This window comes from Streptomyces sp. NPDC024687, from assembly GCF_055559055.1.
Window position 1 is genome coordinate 224,933 of sequence record NZ_JBVHLJ010000005.1, and the last position, 10,882, is coordinate 235,814.

Here is a 10,882-nt window from a genome sequence, read left to right on the forward strand (position 1 = left end):
CTAGTGGCAGCGACCACCGAGCAAGAGCAGAACACCGGCAATCCCGCGCCGCGCCGCCGCGGCACGGGCCGGATCGCCATGGCGGTCAGCGTCTTCGGTGAACTCCTCATCACGGCGGGCCTGGTGCTCGGCCTGTTCGTCGTCTACTCGCTGTGGTGGACGAACGTCATCGCCGACCGTGCGGCGCACAAGGAAGCCGACAAGGTGCGCGACAGCTGGATGCAGGGCCGTGACACCGGTCCCGGCGCGCTGGACACCAAGAACGGCATCGGCTTCCTGCACGTCCCCGCGATGAGGAACGGCGAGGTCCTGGTCGAGAAGGGCACCTCGACGAAGATCCTCAATGACGGCGTCGCCGGCTACTACGTCGACCCCGTCAAGGCCACGCTCCCCACCAGCGGCAAGACCGGCAACTTCTCCCTCGCCGCCCACCGCGACGGGCACGGCGCGAAGTTCCACAACATCGACAAGGTCAAGAAGGGCGACCCGATCGTCTTCGAGACCAAGGACGAGTGGTACGTCTACAAGGTCTATGCCGTCCTTCCCGAGACCTCGAAGTACAACGTCAAGGTCCTCGGCCGGATCCCCAAGGAGTCCGGCAAGAAGAAGGCCGGGCACTACATCACCCTGACGACGTGCACGCCGGTGTACACGTCTCGGTATCGGTATGTGGTGTGGGGCGAGCTGGTGCGTACCGAGAAGGTGGACGGTGAGCGGACGTTGCCGAAGGAGTTGCAGTGAGGTGACTGGCCTCCTTTGAGGAGGTCAGTCACCTAGCATGGCGAAGGCCCGAAGCCGCAACTATCTCTTGCGGCTTCGGGCCTCTTTGCGTCGGGCCGTGCCTACTCCAGGACTTCCAGCGGTTCCCCGGCGCTCCACTGCTCCAGCAGCCCACGGTGTACGACGGCGATCCCGGTCTCGGCGGCGATGCTCAGGGCCTCAGGGGTGAAGGGGCAGGTCGCCACGTAGAGGGCCACATCCGCGTTGTGGAGAACCTTCGCCGCCCCGACGAACTTCTGGACCTCCGGGCTGGTGATGTTGAGGTAGGGCGCGAACCTCTTGCACTGCACGACGAGCCGTTGTCCGGCGGCAGTGAGCCCGATGATGTCGACACCCCGGTCCCCGCGACCGCCCTGTACGACGACGTTGGTGCAGCCGTCCCGGCGCAGCAGTTTGGCGATGTGGTGCTCGAACCGGCGGCCGTTCATGGCGTCCATGGCGGCCATGACTCCGACGGTGGGCCGGTCGTCCCGTACGCCTTCGAGTCGTTGAAGGCGGGTGTGGTGCTGGTGGAGGCGTCGTTCGATGCGCTGGACTCCTGCGCGCAGGGCGATCAGTTCCTTGCGGTGCTCGCCCGATGTTTCGATCAGGGCATTGAACATCGGTACGACGGTCTTGCCGAGGATGTGGGTGATGCGTTGGTCGATGCGGTCGTCGAGGGAGACGGTCTCCCTGTGGACGGAGTTATCCACAGGCTGGGTGCGGGCCAGGTACTCCATGTCCAGGAGGTACACACGCACCTGACGTGCGACTTCGCTGTCGCGGAGGAGCATGGCGACGTTGAGGACGGCTCGGCGGGAGAAGAGGGCGAGGGAGCGGGAACGCGACTGAATCCCACTGAGTGACTTGAAGTCACTCAGTCGCGAACCTGCCAAAACGTGGTACCCGTTGTTCTCCAGCTCTGTTCGGTGGTCCTGGACGAGGGCTCGGAGGGCGTCCACAGTGACTTCGAAGTACGCCGCCACCATCGCCGTGGTCACATGCATCCCGTCCGGCAGCAGCGACAGTGCTTTGACCCTGTCGAGTACGTCCGTCCGTTCCAGCACGCCGTCGCGCAGGGTCTTGGATTCCAGCAGCGCTGATTCGTTGATCATGTTCTGCCCTTCCGGTTGACGTATGGCTCCATGGCCAGGGCAGAGCTTCGGCACCCCACCCGAATGGGTCAACGAGTCGGCATATAGGAAGACACGATCGGTATGCGAACACGCCGACGGACGGACGCGGGTCGCCATGACGAAGCCCCGTCGCCCTGTGATGGGCGGCGGGGCTTGTCTATGTGCGGAGTTGTGCGTGCGGCTAGCCGGTTCCGCCTCCGAAGAAGCCTCCGCCGTTGTTGCCGCCGTTGTTGCCGTTGCCGACGCCCACCGTGGTGAGGTTGATCTGGGTGCCGCCGGGGTTGTCGACCTCGTTGCCGCCGCCCGGGTCCTGCTGGGCCACGACCGCGGTGTCGCTCTGGTCGCTGCCGTTGGTGAACTGGATGTTCGTGAAGCCGGCGTTGTTGAGGATCTGCCGGGCCTGGGCGACCGTGCGGCCCCTGACGTCCGGGACCTCGGTCTTGTCCTTCGGCTTGCCGATCTGGATGTTCACGGACGAGTTCTTCTCGACCTGGCTGCCGGCCTGCGGCGTGGTCGAGATGACCTTGCCGATCTTGCTGGTGTCGTCGGTGTCCACCTCGGTGCAGTTGCCGACGAGGTTGTTCGCCTGCATCTGTGCCTTGGCGTCGTCACAGGACTGGTCGATGACGTCCGGGACCGTGGACTTCGCCTCGGCCTTGGCGATGGTGAGGGTGATGGTGGAACCCTTCTCCACCTCTTCGCCGAGCCTCGGGTCCTGGTTCAGGACGGTGCCCTCCTTCTCGGTGGACACCTGCTTCTTGGTCTTGACGACGAACTGGTACTTGTCGTCCTGCAGTGTCTCCGTGGCCTTGTCGACGTCCAGGCCGAGGACACTGGGGACGGCCACCTTGGGCGCCCCGGTGGACACCACGATGCTGACGGCGGTGTTCTTGTCGACCTTGGTGCCGGGCGTCGGGTTCTGCTCGCAGATGTTGTTCTTGGCCGTGTTCTCGCACGGCTTCTCCGTGACCTGGCCGAGCTTCAGGTCGACGTTGCCCAGCTGTTTCGTGGCGTCGCCCTGCGACTGGTTGACGAGGTTCGGCACGGCCACCTGGTCGTTGCCCGCACCGCTGCCGTCGAAGATCCACTTGCCGATCAGTACCGCGCCGAGCAGCACCAGGAGTCCCGCTACCACCAGCAGGATGGTCGAGGTGTTCGACTTCTTCTGGCGGCGCCGGTCGGGGCGGTCGTCGTAGCCGAAGCCACCGTCGTCCCCGTTCATCGGCGGCAGCATGGTGGTGGCGCCGGCGTCGGCGCGCAGGGCCGTGGTCGGCTGGTCGTTGGGGTAGCCGCCGTAGCCCACGGAGCCCATGGCCGCGGTGGCCGCGACCGGCTGGCCGTCGAGGCAGGCCTCGATGTCGGCGCGCATCTCGTCGGCCGACTGGTAGCGGTAGTTCGGGTCCTTGACCAGGGCCTTGAGGACGATGGCGTCCATCTCGGGCGTGATCTCGGGGTCGAAGACCGACGGGGGCTGCGCTTCTTCCCGTACGTGCTGGTAGGCGACGGCCACCGGGGAGTCGCCCACGAAGGGCGGCCGGACCGTCAGCAGCTCGTAGAGGAGGCAGCCGGTGGAGTAGAGGTCCGACCTCGCGTCGACCTGTTCGCCCTTGGCCTGCTCGGGCGAGAGGTACTGGGCGGTGCCGATGACCGCGGAGGTCTGCGTCATCGTCATGCCGGAGTCGCCCATGGCGCGGGCGATGCCGAAGTCCATCACCTTGACCTGGCCGTTGCGCGTGAGCATCACGTTGGCCGGCTTGATGTCGCGGTGGACGATGCCGCTGCGGTGGGAGTACTCCAGCGCCTGGAGGATCCCGATGGTCATCTCCAGGGAGCGCTCCGGCAGCAGCTTGCGGCCGGAGTGCAGCAGCTCGCGGAGGGTGGAGCCGTCGACGTACTCCATGACGATGTACGGGATCGAGACCCCGTCGATGTAGTCCTCGCCCGTGTCGTAGACCGCCACGATCGCGGGATGGTTGAGCGAGGCGGCCGACTGGGCCTCCCGGCGGAACCGGGCCTGGAAGGAAGGATCACGCGCGAGGTCCGCGCGCAGCGTCTTCACCGCCACCGTGCGGCCGAGGCGCGTGTCCATGGCGAGGTAGACCTCCGCCATGCCACCACGGCCGAGCACTTGGCCCAGCTCGTACCGGCCGCCGAGGCGACGCGGCTCTTCCATAGCTTCCTACCAGCCCTCTCCGTCGGTCCCGACCGGCACGTGTGTGCCGTCGGAGGCTGCACTCCGGGCCTACCGTACCCGGCTAGCTTTGTGTGACCTGGCCAAGTGCGTCACCCGATACAGGACCGGTATCGCAACGTGCATCGATGTGGAGGTGACGTGATCGGGGTCACTGCTTGGACTTGACGACCGCCTCCATGACGCTCTTGGCGATGGGCGCCGCGAGACCGCTGCCGGAGATGTTCTCGCGGACCGCGTTGTCGTCCTGGACGACCACGGCGACCGCGATCGGGGCGCTGTCGCCGACCTTGGCGTACGAGATGAACCAGGCGTAGGGGTTCTTGCTGTTGTTCTCGCCGTGCTGGGCGGTACCGGTCTTGCCGCCGACGGTGACGCCCCGGATCTGGGCCGTCGTGCCGGTGCCCTTCTGGACGACCGTCTCCATCATCGACTGGAGGATCTGTGCGTTCTCCGCGGACAGCGGCTGGCTCAGCTTCTCGGGCTCGGTCTGCTCGATGGGGTCGAGGTTGGGGGCCTGGAGGGAGTCGACCATGTACGGCTTCATCAGGGTGCCGTCGTTGGCGACGGCCGAGGCGACCATGGCCATCTGGAGCGGGGTCGCGGCGGTGTTGTACTGGCCGATGGAGGACAGCGCGGTCTGCGAGGGGTTCATGTCGTCGGAGAAGACCGGTGCGCTGGAGCGGACCGGCGTGAACTGCTCCTCGGTGAAGCCGAACTTCTTGGCCTCTTCGAGCATCTTGTCGTTGCCGAGGTCGGCGCCGATCTTGCCGAAGACGGTGTTGCACGAGTACTGCAGCGCGACCCGCAGGGTGGCGTTCTTGCAGGGGATGTTGCCCTCGTTCTTCAGCTGGGTCCTGGTACCGGTCATGGTCCAGGGCAGCGGGGAGTCGGTCTTCTCGTCGGCTGTCTTGTACAGGCCGTTCTCCAGCGCCGCGGCCGCGGTGACGACCTTGAAGGTGGAGCCGGGCGGGTAGACCTCGCGCAGCGCCCGGTTGAGTGAGGGGTCGTCGGGGTTGTTCTTCTTGTCGAGCTTCTTCCACGCCTCGGCGTCGGCGTCGCTGCCGCCGGCGATCGTCGAGGGGTCGTAGGACGGGTAGGAGGCCAGCGCCAGGATCTTGCCGGTGGAGGGCTCGATGGCGGCGACCGCGCCCTTGCCGCCCTGTTTCTTCAGGCCGTCGTAGGCGGCCTTCTGGGCGGCGGCGCTCAGGGTGGTGACGACGTTGCCGCCCTCCTTCGGCTTGCCGGTGAGCATGTCGAGGGTGTTGCGGAAGAAGAGCCGGTCGTCGTCGCCGGTGAGGATGCCGTCCTCGATGGACTCCAGCTGGGTGGCGCCGTAGGACTGTGAGACGAAGCCCGTGACCGGCGCCCACATCGCGCCGTCCTTGTAGGTGCGCTTGTACTTGAAGTCGCCCGAGGTCGTCTCCGCGTGCCCGGTGATGGCCTTGCCGTCGACGATGATGTCGCCGCGGGGCGTGGCGTACCGCGCGATGAGCACCCGGCGGTTGTCCGGGTCCTCCCGCAGGCTGTCGGCCTTGACGTACTGGAGCCAGTTGTCGCGGATGAGCAGGGCCAGGACCAGGAGGCCGCAGAAGATCGCGATCCGGCGCAGGGGCTTGTTCATGACGGGCGGACCACCTGGGTCATCTCGGCGTCGGGGCTGGGGGCGGGGGCGGGCGCCGGGCGGCGTGCGGTGTCGCTGATTCTGATCAGGATGCCGATCAGGGCCCAGTTGGCGATGACGGAGGAACCGCCGTACGCGAGGAAGGGCATCGTCATACCGGTGAGCGGGATCAGGCCCATCACACCGCCGGCCACGACGAAGACCTGGAGTGCGAAGGCACCCGACAGGCCGATGGCGAGGAGCTTGCCGAAGGGGTCGCGGGCGGCGAGGGCGGTGCGTACACCGCGCTCCACGATCAGCCCGTAGATCAGCAGGATCGCCATGAGGCCGGCCAGGCCCAGTTCCTCGCCGAAGGTGGCGAGGATGAAGTCGGAGTTGGCGGCGAAGCGGATCAGCTCGGAGTGGCCCTGTCCCCAGCCGGTGCCGAGGGTGCCGCCGGAGCCGAAGGCCCACAGGGCCTGCATGGCCTGCTCGGAGTGGACCATGCCGTCGCCGTTCGGGGTGCGGCTCAGCGTGTACTCGCGCATCGGGTCGAGCCAGGCCTGGACACGGGTCTGGACGTGCGGTTCGAAGCTGGCCACGCCGACGGCGCCGGCTGCGGACATCAGCAGACCGAAGACGATCCAGCTGGTCCGCTCGGTGGCGACGTACAGCATGATGATGAACATTCCGAAGAACAGCAGCGAGGTACCGAGGTCGGTCTCGAACACCAGGATGAGGATCGAGATCATCCAGACGACGATGATCGGGCCGAGGTCGCGGCCGCGCGGAAGGTACAGGCCCATGAAGCGGCGGCTGGCGAGGGCGAGCGCGTCGCGCTTGACCATGAGGTAGCCGGCGAAGAACACCGCGAGGACGATCTTGGCGAACTCGCCGGGCTGGATGGTGAAGCTGCCGACCTGGATCCAGATCTTGGCGCCGTAGGTGATGTTGGCGCCCAGGCCCGGGACCAGTGGGAGGAGCAGCAGGACCAGCGCGCCGACCATGGAGATGTAGGTGTAGCGCTGCAGGACGCGGTGGTCCTTGAGGAAGATCAGGACGACGGCGAACAGGGCGATGCCCATCGCGGTGTAGATCAGCTGGTTGGTGGCCTTGCCGCCGGCCTGGCCGATCTGTTGCAGCAGCTTGGACTGGTCGAGCCGCCAGATCGCGACGAGTCCGAGGCCGTTGAGCAGGGTGGCCAGGGGCAGCATCAGCGGGTCCGCGTACGGGGCGAACTTGCGTACGACGAGATGGGCGACGCCGGCCAGCAGACCGAGGCCCAGGCCGTAGCTGAGCAGCCCGGTGGGGACCTCGTCGTTGATGGCCAGGCCCACGTTGGCGTAGGCGAAGACCGGGATCAGGACGGCGAACACCAGCAGCGCCAGCTCGGTGTTGCGGCGGCTCGGCGCGCCGATCGCGCCGATCGTGGACGTGTGGTGCGTCGACGTGTTCGAAGTACTGCTGCTCATCGTGTGCCAGGGCCTCTCACGGCTTGCCTACTGCGTACCGCAGTTCCCGACGACCTGCTTCTCCTCGTCCGAGAGGGTGGGGCCGGGGGTGGGAGTGGGCGTCGGGGATGCGGAAGCGTTCGGGGGCGGGGAGGTTGTGCTCGTCGGGGTCGGTGTGGCCTTGGACGCCAGGGAGGACTGAGTGGTTCCCGTGGTGCCGCCGGCCTCGCCCTCGCCCGTCTTGGAGTTCTTCTTGCTCTCCGTGGCCTGTGCCGCGGCCTGCTTCTTGCACGCGGAGGCCTGGACGCCCAGTTCGTCGATCTTCTTCTGAGCCGCCTTCAGATCGCCCTCGGCGATGGTGCCCTCGACCGACTTCTGCTGGTACGGCGGCAGGTACTTGAGTTCGATCTCGGGGTGGTCCTTGGACACCTTCGAGAGCGAGACCCAGGCCAGGTCCTGGCTGATGCCGCGGTACAGCGCCACGTGCTCGTCGTTGACGCCGACGTAGTACTGGGTCTGGGTCCAGCGCCAGCCGCCGTACAGGCCGCCGCCGATGACGGCGAGGGCGAGGACCGAGTAGAACGATCTCTTCAGCCACCTGCGGCCCTTGCGGGGCTTGACGAAGTCGTCGTCGGAGTAGTCGCCGAAGCTGCCGGCGGGGATGTAGCCGGTGGTGTCGGAGGAGCCGGGTGGCCCGAACTCGCCGCCCCCGCCCTGCCCTTGGCCCTGGCGGCCGAGCCCGGAGGCGCGGCCCGCGGGGGTCTGCATGATGCCGTTGTCGTGCAGCTGGTGCTGGTTCTCGGCGACCGCGCCGACCACGACCGGGGTGTCGGAGAGCTGCCCGGCGAGGGTGTCGCCGGTGTCCAGGTCGAGGACGTCGGCGACGATGACCGTGATGTTGTCGGGGCCGCCGCCGCGCAGCGCGAGCTGGATGAGCTCCTGCACGGTCTCCTGGGGGCCCTGGTAGCTGGCGAGGGTGTCCTCGAGCGTCTGGTGCGAGACGACGCCGGAGAGGCCGTCGGAGCAGATCAGGTAGCGGTCGCCGGCGCGGACCTCGCGGATGGACAGGTCGGGCTCGACGTGTTCGCCGCTGCCCAACGCGCGCATCAGCAGGGAGCGTTGGGGGTGGGTGGTGGCTTCTTCCTCGGTGATGCGGCCCTCGTCGACCAGGCGCTGCACCCAGGTGTGGTCCTGGGTGATCTGGGTGAGGACGCCGTCGCGCAGCAGGTACGCGCGCGAGTCGCCGACGTGCACGAGGCCCAGGCGCTGGCCCGTCCACAGCAGGGCGGTCAGCGTGGTCCCCATGCCTTCGAGCTGGGGGTCCTCCTCGACCATGGAGCGCAGCTGGTCGTTGGCGCGCTGGACGGCCACGCCGAGGGAGGTGAGGACGTCGGAGCCGGGGACGTCGTCGTCGAGGGCGACGATGGTGGAGATGGCCTCGGAGGAGGCGACCTCGCCGGCGGCGGCGCCGCCCATGCCGTCGGCGATCGCGAGCAGGCGCGGGCCGGCGTATCCGGAGTCCTCGTTGCCCTCCCGGATCATGCCTTTGTGCGATCCGGCGGCGAAGCGCAGTGACAGACTCATGCGCACCTCGCCCGTCGGCTCCGGGTACATCCGCACGGTGCCCACCCTCCGGTCGGGAGCGCGCCGGGGCCCGGGGTGGGGGCCCACGCCGCGTGCTCGCTCCGCTCGCGCCTATTCATGATGTAGCACTACTTCCGCAGCTCGATGACGGTCTTGCCGATGCGGATCGGCGCGCCCAGCGGAATCGGTGTCGGGGTCGTCAGCCGCGTCCGGTCGAGATAGGTGCCGTTGGTGGAGCCCAGGTCCTCGACGATCCACTGGCCGTCGCGGTCCGGATAGATCCTGGCATGGCGGCTGGAGGCGTAGTCGTCGTCCAGCACGATGGTGCTGTCGTGCGCCCGGCCCAGGGTGATGGTCTGGCCCTGGAGCGCGACGGTGGTGCCGGTGAGGGTGCCCTCGGACACGACGAGTTTGGTGGGGGCGTTACGGCGCTGGCGGCCCCCGGTGGCCGGCTGCTGGCGCTGCTGCGGGGGCGCCTGCCGCTGGGCCTGCTGGGCCCGGCCTGCTTCCCGGCGCGAGCCGCGCTGGGTGACGCGCGTACCGAACAGGTCGCTGCGGATGACCTGCACGGCCACGATCACGAACAGCCACAGTACGGCCAGGAAACCCAGCCGCATGACCGTCAGGGTCAGCTCTGACATTGCCCCCGCTTCACCCTTCGGCTTGCCGGTAAATGATGGTGGTACTGCCCACGACGATCCGCGAGCCGTCGCGGAGCGTAGCGCGGGTGGTGTGCTGCCCGTCCACCACGATGCCGTTGGTGGACCCGAGATCCTGGATCGTCGAGGGCGTTCCGGTCCGGATCTCACAGTGCCGGCGCGAGACGCCGGGGTCGTCGATCCGCACGTCGGCTTCGGTGCTGCGGCCCAGCACCAGCGTGGCGCGGGAGATCTGATGGCGGGTGCCGTTGATCTCGATCCAGTGGCGGGTGCGGGAGCCCGGCGCGGGCGCGCCGACCGGGCCGCCGCCCGGGCGCGGGGCCTGGGCGGGCTGCGGATAGCCGTAACCGCCACGGCCGGGCGGCGGGGCGGCCGGCATGGGCGGGGCGCCCGCCGGAGCGGCCGGCGGGTAGCCGTAGCCGCCCGCACCGGGCGCCGGTGCGCCGGGCCGGCCGGCCGGGGCCGCGGTTCCGGGGGCTTGCTGATTGGTGGAGGAGGCGAGCGTACGGCTGCGCACCCGGTACAGACCGGTGTCGAGGTCGTCCGCCTTCTCCAGGTTGACCTTGATCGGGCCCATGAAGGTGTAGCGCTGCTGCTTGGCGTAGTCCTGCACCATGCCGGCCAGCTCGTCGCCGAGCTGGCCCGAGTAGGGGCTGAGCCGCTCGAAGTCGGGCGTGCTCAGCTCCACGATGAAGTCATTGGGTACGACCGTGCGGTCGCGGTTCCAGATGGTCGCGTTGTTGTCGCACTCCCGCTGGAGCGCTCCCGCGATCTCCACGGGCTGGACCTCGGACTTGAACACCTTGGCGAAGGTGCCGTTGACCAGACCTTCGAGACGCTGCTCGAACTTCTTCAGGACTCCCATGAGGCACCTCCTCCGTCCTTGCCGTCCTGGGTACTGCGCCGGCTGCTTACCTGGTACTGCTTACTGATCGTATCCACGCGCCGGTGAATCGGCTGGTTCCCCCTGTCGGCACGGTCGACGGGTGTCGACGCCTCCGAAGTTCCCTGTGGAGCTCCACTTCGAACTCCGCAGTCGAACTCCTCTGTGCACTCCTTGGTCAAGGATCGTAGAGGCGGCCGCAGACCAGTGTCCCGCACCTGACTGTGGACCCTTGCCTGCTCCTGCGGAGACGGGGCCTACCGGTACGAGGTTGATACGTGAACCGGCACAGGTTGAGACGTGGACCGGCACGGTCGAAACGGGCCGACCGCACCCCGGATCGGCGGACCGCTTCCGAAGCCGCTGGTGGGCGGCTGCCCCCGGATATGGGATGTGAATCCACCCCCTTCAGCGTGCTAATGTTCTGCGTGTCGGAAGGCGCCGCACCGCAAGGCGAGGAGCCCGAGGACACACCCAATGCGCGGGTGGCGGAATAGGCAGACGCGCTGGATTCAGGTTCCAGTGCCCGAAAGGGCGTGGGGGTTCAACTCCCCCCTCGCGCACCACTGGAAGCCCCTCAGGTCCTGGACCTGAGGGGCTTTCTGATTGCCCTTCC

8 protein-coding genes and 1 tRNA gene are annotated in these 10,882 nt (G+C 67.8%); 2 read left to right on the forward strand and 7 right to left on the reverse strand.

Features of this window, described 5'->3' with window-relative positions; genetic code table 11:
- The first annotated feature begins 3 nt into the window (after nucleotides 1–3).
- Complete coding sequence (locus ACZ39I_RS21160; protein ID WP_467245880.1) at nucleotides 4–741, forward strand: class E sortase; 738 nt, start codon at nucleotides 4–6, stop codon at nucleotides 739–741.
- Between the two features lie 101 nt (nucleotides 742–842).
- On the opposite strand, the gene ACZ39I_RS21165 is transcribed toward ACZ39I_RS21160, so the two are convergent.
- From ACZ39I_RS21165 to ACZ39I_RS21195, 7 genes are all read right to left on the reverse strand, one after another.
- A complete protein-coding gene (locus ACZ39I_RS21165) occupies nucleotides 843–1,874 on the reverse strand; it encodes a restriction endonuclease (protein ID WP_467245882.1) in 1,032 nt (343 codons plus the stop codon).
- A gap of 202 nt (nucleotides 1,875–2,076) precedes the next feature.
- Nucleotides 2,077–4,068, reverse strand: coding sequence for a Stk1 family PASTA domain-containing Ser/Thr kinase (pknB, locus tag ACZ39I_RS21170; protein WP_467245883.1), 1,992 nt, complete (start codon nucleotides 4,066–4,068; stop codon nucleotides 2,077–2,079).
- Between the two features lie 169 nt (nucleotides 4,069–4,237).
- Nucleotides 4,238–5,710, reverse strand: coding sequence for a peptidoglycan D,D-transpeptidase FtsI family protein (locus tag ACZ39I_RS21175; protein ID WP_467245884.1), 1,473 nt, complete (start codon nucleotides 5,708–5,710; stop codon nucleotides 4,238–4,240).
- Nucleotides 5,707–7,161, reverse strand: coding sequence for an FtsW/RodA/SpoVE family cell cycle protein (locus tag ACZ39I_RS21180; RefSeq protein WP_467245885.1), 1,455 nt, complete (start codon nucleotides 7,159–7,161; stop codon nucleotides 5,707–5,709). Before ACZ39I_RS21180 ends, ACZ39I_RS21175 begins: the two co-directional genes overlap by 4 nt.
- Before the next feature lie 27 nt (nucleotides 7,162–7,188).
- Nucleotides 7,189–8,754, reverse strand: coding sequence for a Stp1/IreP family PP2C-type Ser/Thr phosphatase (locus ACZ39I_RS21185; RefSeq protein ID WP_467246254.1), 1,566 nt, complete (start codon nucleotides 8,752–8,754; stop codon nucleotides 7,189–7,191).
- Nucleotides 8,755–8,852: 98 nt separating this feature from the next.
- Complete coding sequence (locus ACZ39I_RS21190) at nucleotides 8,853–9,365, reverse strand: FHA domain-containing protein FhaB/FipA (protein WP_352387250.1); 513 nt, start codon at nucleotides 9,363–9,365, stop codon at nucleotides 8,853–8,855.
- Between the two features lie 10 nt (nucleotides 9,366–9,375).
- On the reverse strand, nucleotides 9,376–10,248 hold the full coding sequence (locus tag ACZ39I_RS21195) for a DUF3662 and FHA domain-containing protein (protein ID WP_352387252.1): 873 nt from the start codon (nucleotides 10,246–10,248) through the stop codon (nucleotides 9,376–9,378).
- Nucleotides 10,249–10,745: 497 nt separating this feature from the next.
- Here ACZ39I_RS21195 and ACZ39I_RS21200 point away from each other — a divergent pair.
- Nucleotides 10,746–10,832: transfer RNA gene (locus ACZ39I_RS21200), tRNA-Leu, on the forward strand.
- The last annotated feature ends 50 nt before the right edge of the window (nucleotides 10,833–10,882 follow it).

What these genes read in the sequence shown, in the direction of transcription:
- ACZ39I_RS21165 (WP_467245882.1), bottom strand. Translation starts at nt 1,874, where the DNA reads ATGATCAACGAATCAGCGCTGCTGGAATCCAAGACCCTGCGCGACGGC.
- ACZ39I_RS21185 (WP_467246254.1), bottom strand. Translation starts at nt 8,754, where the DNA reads ATGTACCCGGAGCCGACGGGCGAGGTGCGCATGAGTCTGTCACTGCGC.
- ACZ39I_RS21195 (WP_352387252.1), bottom strand. Translation starts at nt 10,248, where the DNA reads ATGGGAGTCCTGAAGAAGTTCGAGCAGCGTCTCGAAGGTCTGGTCAAC.
- ACZ39I_RS21180 (WP_467245885.1), bottom strand. Translation starts at nt 7,161, where the DNA reads ATGAGCAGCAGTACTTCGAACACGTCGACGCACCACACGTCCACGATC.
- ACZ39I_RS21190 (WP_352387250.1), bottom strand. Translation starts at nt 9,365, where the DNA reads ATGTCAGAGCTGACCCTGACGGTCATGCGGCTGGGTTTCCTGGCCGTA.
- pknB (WP_467245883.1), bottom strand. Translation starts at nt 4,068, where the DNA reads ATGGAAGAGCCGCGTCGCCTCGGCGGCCGGTACGAGCTGGGCCAAGTG.
- ACZ39I_RS21175 (WP_467245884.1), bottom strand. Translation starts at nt 5,710, where the DNA reads ATGAACAAGCCCCTGCGCCGGATCGCGATCTTCTGCGGCCTCCTGGTC.